The sequence below is a fragment of the Methylobacterium sp. FF17 genome (assembly GCF_025813715.1).
Lineage (GTDB): Bacteria > Pseudomonadota > Alphaproteobacteria > Rhizobiales > Beijerinckiaceae > Methylobacterium > Methylobacterium flocculans.
In genome coordinates this window covers 5,643,337-5,656,768 of the sequence record NZ_CP107532.1, presented here as the reverse complement: position 1 = coordinate 5,656,768, position 13,432 = coordinate 5,643,337, and the positions used below count along the sequence as shown (strand labels likewise).

Genomic DNA, 13,432 nt, shown 5'->3' with positions numbered 1-13,432 from the left:
AAGGCCGTGACACTTCTCGCAACCCTGCTCTGGCCGGCCGTGGCCGCGAGCCTCCTCCTCGGCGCGGGCATCGGCTGGCTGACCGGCCCGCCCCGGGGGCGCATGGCACGCTGGGGTGCCCTCGCCCTGGTCGCCGCCACGGGCCTGTCCGGGGGGCTCGCCCTCGCGGGCTTGGTCCCGGGGCGAGCCGGGCTGTGGCTGGAGGGCGGGGCTCTGATCCTCGCCGCCTATCTGATCGGCGCCGCTCTCCTGTCTACCCTCCTGGCCGCCACAGCGCGCAGGGGCGCGACAAACCGCTGAGGCAAGCCTCGGGGATCGTACGGCGCCCGCTCCGGCGGCGCGGAGCGGTGCCGTGATATTCGTGCCACAGGCGAGGGGAAGTCCAATTCACCCGGCTTAACCCGGGAGACTTTCCCGCTATTCGCTCGTTGTCTCTGATGCTCGCGCCTGTGGGCCATGACGGCGGCGAATCGATTGGCTTGATGACGGACCCTGAACAGCGCGCCGAGCTCGTGGACCTGACGTCCTGCGACCGCGAGCCGATCCACATCCTCGGCGCGGTCCAGCCCTTCGGTTTCCTCATCGCCGTCTCCTCCGACTGGATCGTGGTGCGAGCCTCCGCGAACGCGGCCGCCTGGCTCGGGCACGGTGACGGCGACCTCCTCGGCCTGCCTCTCTCCGAGATCCTGGATGTCGAGGCGATCCACCTGATCCGGGGCCACCTCCAGGCCCTGCGCGGTCCCGACGCCATCGACCGGATCTTCGGCACCGTCCTGCAGGCGGGGGGCGCGGCCTTCGACCTCGCCCTCCACATCTCCGGCGGCAGCATCGTCATCGAAGCCGAACGCAGCGTCTCCGAGCACCTGAGCGCCGGCAATCTCGTGCGCAGCATGGTCGGCCGGCTCCAGCAGACGACCGGCTTCGATCCCTTCTGCCGCGAAGCCGTTCGGCAGATGCGGGCGCTGACGGGCTTCGACCGGGTGATGGTCTACCGCTTCGATCCGGACGGCTCGGGGGTGGTGATCGCCGAATCCGCCCGCTCCAGCCTGGAGCCCTATCTCGGCCTGCACTACCCCGCCTCCGACATCCCGAAGCAGGCGCGTGCGCTCTACGAGCGGAACTGGCTGCGCATCATCGCCGATGTCGATGCCGAACCCGTGCCGGTGCTGCCCCCGCGCGACCCGGAGGGACGCCCTCTCGACCTGTCGATGAGCAGCCTGCGCACGGTCTCGCCGATTCATCTCGAATACCTGCGCAACATGGGGGTCGCGGCCTCCCTGTCGGTGTCGATCCTGCGCGGCGGCAAGCTCTGGGGCCTGTTCGCCTGCCACCACACCGAGCCGCGCCACATCTCGCTGGAGCGCCGGACCGGCGCCGAGCTGTTCGGGCAGATGTTCTCGCTGATCCTGGAGAGTCGTGAGCGGGAGGCGGAGACGGCCTACGAGGCGAGTTCGCGGGCCCTGCACGATCGGCTGATGGGTGCCCTCGCCTCCGGCGGCACCAGCCTCGAGAACATCACCGGGTTCCTCGACGACATCGCCGCCATCGTCACCTGCGACGGCATCGGCGTCTGGGTGAACGGCGAGGTCACGCTGCGGGGCGCGACGCCCACGGCGGAAGAGTTCACCGGCCTCGTGCGCTTCCTCAACCGGACGGCGACGAGCCGGGCCTTCGCCACCCACGAGATCGGTGCCGTCTATCCGCCGGCGGCGGACTACACCGAGCGCGCCGCCGGCCTCCTCGCCGTTCCGATCTCGCGGGCACCGCGCGACTTCCTGGTGTTCTTCCGCCGCGAGATCGCCCGCACCGTGACCTGGGCCGGCAATCCGGAGAAACCCGCGACCCTGGGTCCGAACGGCCTGCGCCTGACGCCGCGCAAGAGCTTCGAGGCCTGGACGGAGGTCGTGCGCGGGCAGTCGACGCCCTGGAGTGCTGCGGACCTGCGCATCGCCGAGGCCCTGCGCATCACGCTTCTCGAAGTGATCCTGCGCCTCACCGATTCCGCCGAGAAGGAGCGCAAGACCGCGCAGGAGCGCCAGGAACTGCTGATCGCGGAGCTCAACCACCGCGTACGCAACATCCTCAACCTCATCCGCGGCATCGTCGCCCAGAGCCGGTCGCGGACCGACAGCATCGAGGATTTCGCGGGCGTGATCGGCGACCGCATCCAGGCACTGGCGCGCGCGCACGACCAGATCACCACCACGAACTGGGGGCCGGGGTCGTTGCGCGACCTCATCACCCTGGAGGCGGGGGCCTATCTCGGCGAGCGGGCCGACCGCCTGAACCTGGACGGCGTCGACGTCCTGCTCGAGCCGCAGGCCTTCTCGACCCTCGCCCTGGTCATCCACGAACTGATGACGAACTCGGCCAAGTACGGCGCGCTCTCGGTAGAATCCGGCCGGGTCGACGTGACGTGGCGGCGCGACGCGTCGGAGTGCCTCGTCATCCACTGGCGCGAGGACGATGGCCCTCCGGTGAAGCCGCCGACCCGGCGCGGCTTCGGCACAACGCTGATCGAACGCTCCATCCCCTACGAGTTGGAGGGCGAGGCGGAGATCTCGTACGAACTCACCGGCGTTCGCGGCCGCTTCGCGGTCCCGGCGCGGTATGTCCGGCCCGCACCCGTCGCACCGCCCATACCGACGCATCGCGCGCGGGAACGCGCCGCGAAGCCGGATGCGGCACTCCTGACGGGCAGCGTCCTGGTGGTCGAGGACAACATGATCATCGCCCTGGAGGCCGAAGAGCTCCTCGGCACCCTCGGCGCGAAGGCGGTGGACATGGCCGCCTCGGTGCACGACGCCCTGCGGCAGATCGAGGCAGGTCGTCCGAGCTTCGCCCTGCTCGACGTCAATCTCGGGTCGGAGACGAGCCTGCCCGTGGCCCGGCGCCTCTCGGCCCTCGGCGTGCCCTTCGCCTTCGCCACGGGCTACGGCGAGAGCTTCCGGATACCGCCCGAACTCGGGGCCGTGCCTCTGATGAAGAAGCCCTACACCGCCGACACCCTGCGGCAGGCGCTCGCGGTGGGGCGGGCCTAATCCACCGCCCGCTGGGCCGCCTCGAACCGGGCGAAGGCCCACAGGGCGCCCTGGATCGCCGCGTCGTGCTCCGAGGCCGGGCGCGTCCCGAGCCAGGCGACGAAGCTCGGCCAGAGACGCATCCCCTCCCCATGCCGCAGGAATCGCGCATTCGCGCGCACCACCGGGTCCGGACTGGCGAGAACCTGACGGAGCAGCACCTGCCCTCCGAGCCGCGACCCTTCGAGCACGTAGAGAAGCCCCGGTGCCCCGGCGCCGGACAGGGTCGATGCCGTCTCCGCGCCACGTTCGCTCCCAACGCCGAGCCCTTCCAGGTCCGCGCGGAGCGCATCGGCGCGCCGGCGAGCGGACCAGTCCGGCGGCAGGAACCCGGGATCGGCACCGTCCAGCCAGGCTTCGAGGGGGACGAAGGCCCTGTGCATCGCCGACAGGAAGACCGCGTAATCCTCCTTCCGGCTCAGGTCGTGGGCCGCGAACCCGGCATCGAGGCGGCGATGGGCCGCGTCCGTCGCCTCCCGCAGCCGCAAGCGCAGATCCCCTGCCGGGCTCGTGCGACCGGCCCGTGCATCCGCCCCCGACGCATCCCCGGAAGGCGTCCTCATCCCGTCCATGCCACGACCCGTCACATCCCCACGGGCCCCGGCCCGGTCCAAGCTGCGTTCAATAGACGATCCGGGCGCCCGGCGCAGGATGCAGCGAACAGCCCCGCCAACCGCGCGATGCGGTCCGGCCTCTCCCCGTTACGTCAGGATCGTCCATGTGGTTCCTCTACGGTTTCGCGCTGCTGGCCGGCGTCGCCAACGCGCTGCAGGCGGGGACGAACGCGACCCTGTCCAAGACCCTGGCCCAACCCTTCGCGGCCGGCATCGTGGTCGCCCTCGTCGGCGCCGTCACCCTGCTCGGGCTGGGGCTGGTGCTCGGCCGCTTCGCCCTGCCGTCGCTGAGCGACATCCGCGCCGTGCCGCCCTGGGCCTGGCTGGGCGGCATGATCGGCGCGTTGCTGATCCTGTCGCAGCTCTTCGTGGCACAACGGATCGGCGCCGCCCCGTATCTCGGCCTCCTCGTGACCGCCGGCGTCGTCACCTCGATCCTGCTCGATCACTTCGGTTGGATCGGATTCACGCAGCACCCCGCCAGCCTCTGGCGCATCCTGGGCGGCCTGCTGATGGTGGTGGGCATCGCCCTGGTGGCGATGTTCTGAAGCGCACGCGCCGGAGACGCTTGTCATCGGCGCCGGGAACGGCAAAGCCTCGTCCCGCGTCGTCCCAGGGCTTATCCCCTCCGCCCCAGCGCCGCCCGAACAGCATCGGCAGGAATTTCGTCGCGATGAACATCTTCCAGGACATCGTCAGCCGCTTCAGCCAGACCGTGACCGCCTATGCGGGCGACAAGGCGCTGATGCAGGCCATGGTCTCGGCGGCCGCCAACGTGATCGTTGCGGATGGGGAGGTGGCGAGCGAGGAGTTCGACACGGCGCTCGCCGGCATGCAGGCCAACCCCATCCTCGAGAAGGGCTACGACCGGCTCATGCTGGAGAGCGAACTCTACGAAGGCATCGCCCGCGCGCGCACCCGCACCGGACGGGCCGAGAACCTGCGCCTGATCGGCGCCATCGAGGGGCGCAGCGCGGAGGAGCGCGAGGCGACGTTCCTGATCGCGGCGGATGTGGCCGACCTCGACGGTATCCTGGACGTCGAAGCCCGGGCACTCACCGAGATCGCGACGGCGCTGGGCCTCGACAAGGCCGCCCTGCTCGCCGCCTCGCCGGTCCGGCGCCCGGTCCAGTAGGGGGTTCGGCGCCCCGCACACCCGGCCGATCCGCCAAAGCCCTTGATCAAAGGACGGCAAGCCTCTAAGCGAGCCCCCGTCTTTCGCCCGGCTCGACGCCCCGTCGAGCTTCAGCCCGGGCGACCGCTCGTGTGAGCTTGCCGCAGGAAAGAGACGATGGCCAAAGAGAAATTTGCGCGTACGAAGCCGCACTGCAACATCGGCACGATTGGTCACGTTGATCACGGCAAGACGTCGCTGACGGCGGCGATCACGAAGGTCCTGGCGGAGTCGGGCGGGGCGACGTTCACGGCCTACGACCAGATCGACAAGGCGCCGGAGGAGAAGGCGCGCGGGATCACGATCTCGACGGCGCACGTGGAGTACGAGACGGCCAACCGTCACTACGCGCACGTGGATTGCCCGGGCCACGCCGACTACGTGAAGAACATGATCACGGGCGCGGCGCAGATGGACGGCGCGATCCTGGTGGTGTCGGCGGCCGACGGCCCGATGCCCCAGACCCGCGAGCACATCCTGCTCGCCCGCCAGGTCGGCGTGCCGGCGCTGGTGGTGTTCCTCAACAAGGTGGATCTGGTCGACGACGCCGAGCTCCTCGAGCTCGTCGAGATGGAGGTGCGCGAGCTCCTCTCGAAGTACGACTTCCCCGGCGACGACATCCCGATCACCAAGGGTTCGGCCAAGGTGGCGCTGGACAACGGCGACAAGGCTGTCGGCCACGACGCCGTGCTGGCGCTGATGGCGTCGGTGGACGCCTACATCCCGCAGCCGGAGCGCCCGATCGACAAGCCGTTCCTGATGCCCATCGAGGACGTGTTCTCGATCTCGGGCCGCGGCACGGTGGTGACGGGTCGCGTCGAGCGCGGCATCGTCAAGGTCGGCGAGACCGTGGAGATCGTGGGCATCCGCGACACCCAGACCACGACGGTCACGGGCGTCGAGATGTTCCGCAAGCTCCTCGACCAGGGCCAGGCCGGCGACAACGTCGGCGTGCTCCTGCGCGGCACCAAGCGCGAGGACGTCGAGCGCGGCCAGGTCGTCTGCAAGCCCGGCTCGGTCAAGCCCCACACCAAGTTCAAGGCCGAGGCCTACATCCTCACCAAGGAGGAGGGCGGCCGCCACACGCCGTTCTTCACCAACTACCGCCCGCAGTTCTACTTCCGCACCACGGACGTGACCGGCGTGTGCGTGCTCCCCGAGGGCACCGAGATGGTGATGCCCGGCGACAGCGTGACCATGGACGTCACCCTGATCGTGCCGGTCGCCATGGAAGAGAAGCTGCGCTTCGCCATCCGTGAAGGCGGCCGTACCGTCGGCGCAGGCGTCGTCGCCGCCATCAACGAGTAAGCGTCGCCGGGGCGGACGTCCGCCCCGTCCGACCGACGCGCACACGCGACGCCCGGGGCCTCCCCGGGCGTCGTCGTTTTCAGAGCCCGGCGTTCCGTCCGCTTTCCAGACTCCGGCTCCGTACGATCGGCACGCGTGCCGTGCCCCGCGAAGTTTGCCGGCGGCACGTCGTTTGACCATTGCGAAGCGAAACGAGCCGGTCTATAGCAGCGCCGCGGCGGAGGACTTGTCCTTCGCATAGGAGTGTAGCTCAACTGGTCAGAGCGCCGGTCTCCAAAACCGGAGGTTGCGGGTTCGAGTCCCTCCACTCCTGCCATTTGGCCGCGTCAGACTTGTCGACCCTCCCAGCCCACCTCCCTTTCAGCAGATCGCTTATCCGCGAAGTCCGGCCGGGCGCAGTCGACAAGCCCGGTGACTTGCGTTAGAGCGGTCGCCTTCCGAGATCGATGAAGGCCGTCGATGCAGGTTCCCCCGGGAGCCGTCGGGTCGCGCTTTCCCGAAGCTCGGGCCGATCTCCCTGTTGTTGGCGCCATGGCATCGAACGAAGCATCGAAGAAAGTGGACCTCGCGCGCACCCCGCCGCGCGGCTCCGCCACGCCGACGCCCCCCCGGGCGACCCCGCCCGCGCGTCCCGCGCCCAAGCGTGTCGGACCGGCGGAGTTCCTGGCTCAGGTTCGTGACGAGGGCCGCAAGGTCACGTGGCCGACCCGCAAGGAGACCGTGGTGACCACCGTGATGGTGTTCATCATGGTAGTGGTGGCGAGCATCTTCTTCACGGTGGTGGACCAGGCGCTGCGCTATCTCGTGACCCTGATCCTCGGGGTCGGCGCCTAACAACTTCTCGGCCCAGGCGCGCCTGACGCGCGACGGGCCGACGACTCAAGGATTTGGTGAGAACCGTGTCGAAGCGCTGGTACATCGTCCACGCCTACTCGAATTTCGAGAACAAGGTCGCGCAGTCCATCAAGGATCAGGCCGCCCAGCGTGGCCTGATGGAGCTGTTCGACGAGGTCATGGTCCCGACCGAGAAGGTCGTGGAGGTCCGTCGCGGCCGCAAGGTTGATGCCGAGCGCAAGTTCTTCCCCGGCTACGTGCTGGTGAAGTGCGACCTGACCGACGAGGTCTACCACCTGATCAAGAACACCCCGAAGGTGACGGGCTTCCTCGGCGCCGACAAGTCGAAGCCGGTTCCGATCCCCGATGCCGAGGCCGAGCGCATCAAGGGCCAGGTCGCCGAGGGCGTCGATCGTCCGAAGCCGTCCGTCTCCTTCGAGATCGGCGAGACGGTGCGCGTCTCCGACGGCCCCTTCGCGTCGTTCAACGGTACCGTCGAGGAGATCGACGAGAGCCGCTCGCGTCTCAAGGTCGCCGTCTCGATCTTCGGCCGCGCCACGCCGGTCGAGCTGGAATACGGCCAGGTCGAGAAGGTCTGATGTCATCGTTTTCGATCGGTCACCGGTGACTGATCCAAGCGTTCCGCCCGGCGCGTAGCCGGGTGCGAAACCGTCGTTCTCCGGAACGGCGTCACGCGCGGGAGGCCTGCCCGGTTCGCCGCCGGGGTCCACGGGCCGCACCGCGACCTGCAACCGCCCGCTCCATCCGCGCTGAGGCCAGCCGGGTATCGGGCATTCTTTGGGAGCAGTCCCTATGGCAAAGAAGATCACGGGCTACGTGAAGCTTCAGGTTCCGGCCGGCGCCGCGAACCCGTCGCCGCCCATCGGCCCCGCGCTCGGTCAGCGCGGCCTGAACATCATGGAATTCTGCAAGGCCTTCAACGCGAAGACCTCTCAGATCGAGAAGGGCACCCCGATCCCGGTCGTCATCACGGCGTATCAGGACCGCTCCTTCACCTTCGAGATGAAGCAGCCGCCGGTCACCTTCTTCCTCAAGAAGGCCGCTGGCCTGAAGATCGGCAAGAAGCCGGCTTCCGGCTCGAAGACCCCGGGCAAGGGCCCGACGGTCGGCAAGGTGACCGAAGCGCAGCTGCGCGAGATCGCCGAGAAGAAGATGCCCGACCTGAACTGCGACTCGGTTGACGCCGCCGTCGCCATGATCCGTGGCTCCGCGCGGGCCATGGGCCTCGACGTCGTCGCTTAAGGGGAGGGCACAATGGCACACGAAGGCAAGCGCATCCGCGCCGCCCGCGAGGGCATCGACGCGCTCAAGCTCTACTCCATCGACGAAGCGATCAAGCTCGTGAAGGAGAAGGCCAGCGCCAAGTTCGACGAGACCGTCGAGATCTCGATGAACCTCGGCGTCGACCCGCGTCACGCCGACCAGATGGTCCGCGGCGTCTGCAACCTGCCCAACGGCTCCGGCCGTACGGTACGGGTGGCGGTGTTCGCCCGCGGCGCAAAGGCCGACGAGGCCAAGGCCGCCGGTGCCGACATCGTCGGTGCCGAGGACCTCCTCGAGATCGTTCAGAGCGGCAAGATCGAGTTCGATCGCTGCATCGCGACCCCCGACCTGATGCCGCTCGTCGGCCGTCTCGGCAAGGTGCTCGGCCCGCGCGGCCTGATGCCGAACCCGAAGGTCGGAACCGTGACCATGGACGTGAAGGGTGCCGTCGCCGGCGCCAAGGGCGGCTCCGTCGAGTTCCGCGTCGAGAAGGCCGGCATCATCCACGCCGGTATCGGCAAGGTCTCGTTCGATGCCGACAAGCTCGTCGAGAACATCAAGGCGTTCGCCGACGCGGTCTCCAAGGCTAAGCCCGCCGGCGCCAAGGGCCAGTACGTCCAGCGCGTCGCCGTGACCTCCTCCATGGGTCCGGGCGTGCGCGTCGAGCCCTCGACGGTGCTGACCGCCTGATCCACGCCTCGGCGTGATCGCGACCTAAAGGAAACGCCCGGCCTCGCGGCCGGGCGTTTTCGTGTGTCGGGCTCTTTGGCAGGAGCACCAGCCGCCGGCCGGTGAGCAGGGTTGCCGTGAGGCCGGCGAACATCGCCGCCTCGAAGACCCATCCCGAGACCGCGCCGCCCATGATGCCGGAGAGCAGCGTGCCGAAGCTGCAGCCGAGCCCGCTCGTCGCCCCCCATCCGCGGTGGAGGCCGCCGAGGAGGCTGCACAGGGCCTGCGCGCGGCTCCGGACTGGCCGGGCGGAACGCGCCCGCCGCGAGAGCGGCTGCGAAGGCAGCAGCGACGAAGCACGTGACGGCGCATTCCTTCGCCCGGATGACGATCGAGACGCTCCGGGTTCCGAAGCGATCTCTCGGATGGACCCCCGAACGATTCGCTGTGCCTAAGCACGCCAGAATGGCTTCTCGGCCTCTCGGCGCAATGCGATACAATCGAGGTCGAGATCTCTGATTTGCTCCGATGTCATCGCCCGGATGGACCGGCGCCCCTCTAGTCGCCGGTGCCAAAGGGCCAAGACCGCGATGCACCGTCCGACCCTCGTCATGGAACTCCGGGTGATCCGGATTTCGAAACCGGGAAGGCATAGGGTACAGCTCGTCGGCAGGCGGTCGAGCGTCGTCATCGGGGAACTCCTATCGGTACAATCGACCTCATCGGATCAATAATGACTCGGTTCAATGGATTTATTGCACTCGGAGCAATTTTGGTGTGACCGACTACCGAAGCATTTCCGATGGGGTCGCTGCGGACATCGCGGCCGGACGCCTCGCCCCCGGCACCCGATTGCCGCCGCAACGGCAGTTTGCCCATGAGCGCGGGATCGCCGTCTCGACCGCGAGCCGGGTCTATGCCGATCTGACCCGGCGGGGGCTCGTAACCGGCGAGGTCGGCCGGGGCACCTTCATCCGCGATGCGGCGGCCGCACCGGACCCGACCGGGTCCGAGGAGGGGCTGATCAATCTCGAGCACGTCTTCTCGATCCTGCCCCATCAGGCCGCCGACCTCGCAGCGAGCCTCAGCGCCGTCCTGGACCCGAACGCGCTGCAGGCCGCCTTTCCACCCCTGCGGGCGACCGCGACCCGGCGAGCCCGTGCGTCGGCGGCGGCCTTCTTCGGACGGGGCGGCTGGTCCGCCGACCCGGATTCGGTGCTGTTCACCGGGGCGGGACGACAGGGGATCGCGGCTGCGCTGTCGGCTCTCGCGCGCCCTGGCGAGCGGATCGGCGTCGAAGCCCTGACCTACCCGGTGATCAAGGGCATGGCGGGACGCCTCGGTCTGGAGCTGGTTCCGCTCGCGGTGGATGCGGAGGGCGTCAGGCCGGATGCCATCGCGCGGGCGCTGGCCGCGGCGCCGCTCCGGGGCCTCTACCTGCAGACGGTCCTACAGAGCCCGCTCGGGTACACCATGAGCCCCCGGCGTCGGCGGGCGGTGGCGGATCTCCTCGTCCAGCACGACCTCGTCTGCATCGAGGATGCGGTCTACGGCTTCCTCTGCGACGAGGAACCCCTGGCCGCCCTCGCGCCGGACCGCGTGATCCTCGTGGACAGCCTCTCGAAGCGGTTGGCCCCCGGACTGAGCCTCGGCTTCGTGGCCGCACCGCCCGCCCTCGTGGAGGGGTTGGTGCGCACCATCCGCAACGGAGCCTGGACCGTCGGCGGACTGCCCCTGGCGATCGCCCTTCGGGTGATCGACGACGGCCTGGCCGGCCGAATCGGCAAGGCGAAGCGTGCGGATGCGGTGGCGCGTCAGGACTTGGCCCGGGAGGTGCTCAGCGGCCTCGACATCCAGGGGGACCCGAGGGCCTATCACCTCTGGCTCGGCCTTCCGGCAGCCTGGAATGCCGAGCGTTTCGCGGCGGCGGCAGCACGCAACGGCGTGGCGGTCTCGCCGGCCAGCGCCTTCGCGATCGACGAGGCGGCCGCGCCGAACGGGGTTCGGCTCGCCCTTGCCTCACCCACGATGGCCAGACTCACCCTCGCGCTGCAGATCCTGCGCCGCCTGGCCGCCGATGGAGAGGATTCCCAGGTCGAATAGCTGGGCCCTGGACCCCGGACGTAGGTCTTGAGCCGGCATCCGGTCGCGCCCGTCGTTCAAAGGCGCGTGAGGGCCAGCTCCAAGGGGCCGGAAAAGCCCAGTGGAATCGACCGGTGACGCGAGAAATCAACATGCGAGGGGGACGCCATGGCGGATGGCTGTGCTAGGTAGGCTTCCATGCGATGCACCCTCTCCGTCACCTCGAAGCGACGCATCCTGTGCGTCTTTCCCGCCTACACGCCGTCCTTCGGGACCTTCTCTCACGCCTACCCCCTGATGGGGGGCGTGAAGGCCTTCATGCCCCCGCAAGGCCTCCTGCTGATCGCGGCTTATATGCCGGAAGCATGGGAATACCGGTTCATCGACGAGAACATCGTCCGGGCCGGGCCAGCGGATTTCGCCTGGGCCGACGCGGTGTTCGTATCCGGCATGCACATCCAGGCCCCGCAGATCCGGGACATCTACGCCCGGGCGCACGCCGCCGGTAAGGTGACGGTGCTGGGCGGCCCCTCGGTGTCCGGCTCCCCCGAGCAGTACCCAGAATTCGACTACCTGCATCTCGGCGAAATCGGTGACGCCACCGACGAACTGGTCGCGATGCTCGACCGCGACGTCTCGCTCCCGGCCGCGCAGGTCCGCCTGGAGACCAAGGAGCGCCTGCCGCTCTCGGACTTCCCGGCCCCGGCCTACGAGGCGGCGCCCCTGAAGCGCTACCTCATCGGATCGCTGCAATTCTCCTCGGGCTGTCCTTACCGCTGCGAGTTCTGCGACATCCCGCAGCTCTACGGGCGCCAGCCCCGCCTGAAGAGCCCCGAGCAGATGCTCGGCGAGCTCGACGCGATCATCGCCCAGCCGGGCCACCCGGCGGTGGTGTACTTCGTCGACGACAACTTCATCGGCAACCGCAAGGCCACGAAGGACATGCTGCCCCACTTGGTGGAATGGCAGCGCAAGCACAGCTATCCGCTTCAGTTCGCCTGCGAGGCGACGCTGAACATGGCCAAGCAGCCCGACATCCTGGAACTGATGCGCCAGGCCAACTTCATGACCGTCTTCGTCGGCATCGAGACGCCGGAGGAGGATGCGCTCGCGGGGATCGACAAGAAGCACAACGCCGCCGTGCCGATGTACGAGGCGATCGAGACCCTCAACCGCTTCGGCCTGGAGGTGACCTCCGGCATCATCCTCGGCCTCGACACCGACACCGACCAGTCCGAGCAGAAGCTGATCGACTTCATCGACAAGTCGGCGGTGCCGGTGCTGACGATGAACCTGCTCCAGGCCCTGCCCAAGACCCCGCTCTGGGACCGCCTCACCCGTGAGAACCGCCTCGTCCACGACGCGGCGCTGGAATCCAACGTACTGTTCAAGCGGCCGCACGACGATGTGGTGGCGAGTTGGCGTCGGGCCATCGCCCACGCCTATGAGCCGGCGCAGATCTTCGAGCGCTTCCGGCACCAGGTAGAGGTGACCTACCCGAACCGGATCAAGACGCCGGTGAAGGGCAAGCTCACCCGCACCAACCTGCGGCGCGGCCTCGTGCTCGGCTTCAACATCGCGGTGCGTGTTGGCCTGCTCTCGGATTACCGGGGTGTGTTCTGGAAGGCCGCGGGCCATGCGCTGCGGCGCGGGCAGATCGAAGCGGTGTTCAACATGGGCTTCGTCGCCCACCACCTCATCCGCTTCACCCGCGAGGCCCTGCGCGGTGAGCATAATGCGTCGTTCTACGCGGCCAAGGCGGAGCAGAAGCACGAGGCCCGCGAGCCCTGGTGGCGCGCGGCACGCCGGTTCCTGCCCACCTAGAACCCAACCGGGAGAGGGGGTGCGGTCGACCGATAGCGCCCCCTCATCGCCCCTTGCGCGCGACATCATCTCCCGCACGGGGCCGACGAACGAGCCGCCCGCTCACCCTCGAACCGCGTCAAGCGAAATCGACAGCCGGGGCGGAATAATCGCACGCAAGCCCTTGGCAGGCTGCTTGCAAGGCTCTATAGACCCCTTCAACGTTTTCAGACATACGAAAGGAATCGACCGATCGGTCGTATTCCAAACGAGAGATCGCCTGGGCAACCAGGCGGTGATGGCCGGAAGGCTTTGAGGGGCGAAAAGCCCTTCGGGGCTTCGTCCGGCCATGTCCTGTCCGAGACTGCAGGCGCCGGGTCACCGGCTTAATCCCCAAGCCTGCACAGACTGGGATAAACCGAATTTCTACACCCCTCGCCGGTTCGCATTCCGCGAACAGGCCGAGGCATCGGTTTGAACCATCTCACCCGTGTCGTCCACCCGTTCCGGGGGCCGATAGGGGACAGGGCCGTGAAGCGTCGCCAAGGACGTTCCGGCTTTCATCGAGCCGAGTTCCGTCCCGG

Annotated in this window: 13 protein-coding genes and 1 tRNA gene; 12 read left to right on the top strand and 2 right to left on the bottom strand. The window is 68.6% G+C overall.

Features of this window, described 5'->3' with window-relative positions:
* Window positions 1–6: 6 nt before the first annotated feature.
* Both OF380_RS26890 and OF380_RS26885 read left to right on the top strand, forming a co-directional pair.
* Window positions 7–300 (top strand): hypothetical protein, encoded by a 294-nt coding sequence (locus tag OF380_RS26890; RefSeq protein ID WP_264048666.1) that lies wholly within the window; start codon window positions 7–9, stop codon window positions 298–300.
* A gap of 182 nt (window positions 301–482) precedes the next feature.
* Window positions 483–3,041, top strand: coding sequence for an HWE histidine kinase domain-containing protein (locus OF380_RS26885; RefSeq protein WP_264048665.1), 2,559 nt, complete (start codon window positions 483–485; stop codon window positions 3,039–3,041).
* On the opposite strand, the gene OF380_RS26880 is transcribed toward OF380_RS26885, so the two are convergent.
* Complete coding sequence (locus tag OF380_RS26880) at window positions 3,038–3,568, bottom strand: biliverdin-producing heme oxygenase (protein ID WP_264048664.1); 531 nt, start codon at window positions 3,566–3,568, stop codon at window positions 3,038–3,040. The two genes, OF380_RS26885 and OF380_RS26880, sit on opposite strands and share 4 nt — an antisense overlap.
* A 230-nt stretch (window positions 3,569–3,798) precedes the next feature.
* Here OF380_RS26880 and OF380_RS26875 point away from each other — a divergent pair, with 230 nt between their 5' ends.
* From OF380_RS26875 to rplA, 8 genes are all read left to right on the top strand, one after another.
* On the top strand, window positions 3,799–4,242 hold the full coding sequence (locus OF380_RS26875; RefSeq protein ID WP_264048663.1) for a DMT family transporter: 444 nt from the start codon (window positions 3,799–3,801) through the stop codon (window positions 4,240–4,242).
* A gap of 125 nt (window positions 4,243–4,367) precedes the next feature.
* Entirely contained in the window at window positions 4,368–4,829 is a 462-nt protein-coding gene (locus OF380_RS26870) for a tellurite resistance TerB family protein (RefSeq protein WP_264048662.1), read from the top strand.
* Window positions 4,830–4,985: 156 nt separating this feature from the next.
* Window positions 4,986–6,176, top strand: coding sequence for an elongation factor Tu (gene tuf, locus OF380_RS26865; protein ID WP_056480538.1), 1,191 nt, complete (start codon window positions 4,986–4,988; stop codon window positions 6,174–6,176).
* 239 nt (window positions 6,177–6,415) lie between these two features.
* A tRNA-Trp gene (locus tag OF380_RS26860) sits at window positions 6,416–6,492 on the top strand.
* Between the two features lie 215 nt (window positions 6,493–6,707).
* On the top strand, window positions 6,708–7,010 hold the full coding sequence (gene secE / locus OF380_RS26855; protein ID WP_264048661.1) for a preprotein translocase subunit SecE: 303 nt from the start codon (window positions 6,708–6,710) through the stop codon (window positions 7,008–7,010).
* A 65-nt stretch (window positions 7,011–7,075) separates the two neighbouring features.
* Window positions 7,076–7,609, top strand: a complete 534-nt coding sequence (gene nusG / locus OF380_RS26850; RefSeq protein WP_056218143.1) for a transcription termination/antitermination protein NusG — start codon at window positions 7,076–7,078, stop codon at window positions 7,607–7,609.
* A 214-nt stretch (window positions 7,610–7,823) separates the two neighbouring features.
* The gene (gene rplK / locus OF380_RS26845; protein ID WP_018044245.1) at window positions 7,824–8,273 is read left to right on the top strand and encodes a 50S ribosomal protein L11; all 450 of its coding nucleotides are present in this window, start codon (window positions 7,824–7,826) and stop codon (window positions 8,271–8,273) included.
* A gap of 12 nt (window positions 8,274–8,285) precedes the next feature.
* Entirely contained in the window at window positions 8,286–8,984 is a 699-nt protein-coding gene (gene rplA, locus OF380_RS26840; RefSeq protein ID WP_264048660.1) for a 50S ribosomal protein L1, read from the top strand.
* Here the strand turns inward: rplA and OF380_RS26835 are convergent.
* On the bottom strand, window positions 8,881–9,243 hold the full coding sequence (locus OF380_RS26835; RefSeq protein ID WP_264051504.1) for a YeeE/YedE family protein: 363 nt from the start codon (window positions 9,241–9,243) through the stop codon (window positions 8,881–8,883). The genes rplA and OF380_RS26835 overlap by 104 nt on opposite strands.
* A gap of 497 nt (window positions 9,244–9,740) precedes the next feature.
* Between OF380_RS26835 and OF380_RS26830 the strand changes: the two genes are divergently transcribed.
* Complete coding sequence (locus OF380_RS26830; protein ID WP_264048659.1) at window positions 9,741–11,066, top strand: aminotransferase-like domain-containing protein; 1,326 nt, start codon at window positions 9,741–9,743, stop codon at window positions 11,064–11,066.
* 177 nt (window positions 11,067–11,243) lie between these two features.
* Entirely contained in the window at window positions 11,244–12,869 is a 1,626-nt protein-coding gene (locus OF380_RS26825; protein ID WP_264048658.1) for a B12-binding domain-containing radical SAM protein, read from the top strand.
* The last annotated feature ends 563 nt before the right edge of the window (window positions 12,870–13,432 follow it).

Bases quoted from the DNA above. Each gene is read 5' to 3' on its own strand.
- OF380_RS26885 (WP_264048665.1), top strand. From the start codon at position 483: ATGACGGACCCTGAACAGCGCGCCGAGCTCGTGGACCTGACGTCCTGC.
- tuf (WP_056480538.1), top strand. From the start codon at position 4,986: ATGGCCAAAGAGAAATTTGCGCGTACGAAGCCGCACTGCAACATCGGC.
- rplA (WP_264048660.1), top strand. From the start codon at position 8,286: ATGGCACACGAAGGCAAGCGCATCCGCGCCGCCCGCGAGGGCATCGAC.
- OF380_RS26825 (WP_264048658.1), top strand. From the start codon at position 11,244: ATGCGATGCACCCTCTCCGTCACCTCGAAGCGACGCATCCTGTGCGTC.
- OF380_RS26870 (WP_264048662.1), top strand. From the start codon at position 4,368: ATGAACATCTTCCAGGACATCGTCAGCCGCTTCAGCCAGACCGTGACC.
- rplK (WP_018044245.1), top strand. From the start codon at position 7,824: ATGGCAAAGAAGATCACGGGCTACGTGAAGCTTCAGGTTCCGGCCGGC.
- OF380_RS26875 (WP_264048663.1), top strand. From the start codon at position 3,799: ATGTGGTTCCTCTACGGTTTCGCGCTGCTGGCCGGCGTCGCCAACGCG.
- secE (WP_264048661.1), top strand. From the start codon at position 6,708: ATGGCATCGAACGAAGCATCGAAGAAAGTGGACCTCGCGCGCACCCCG.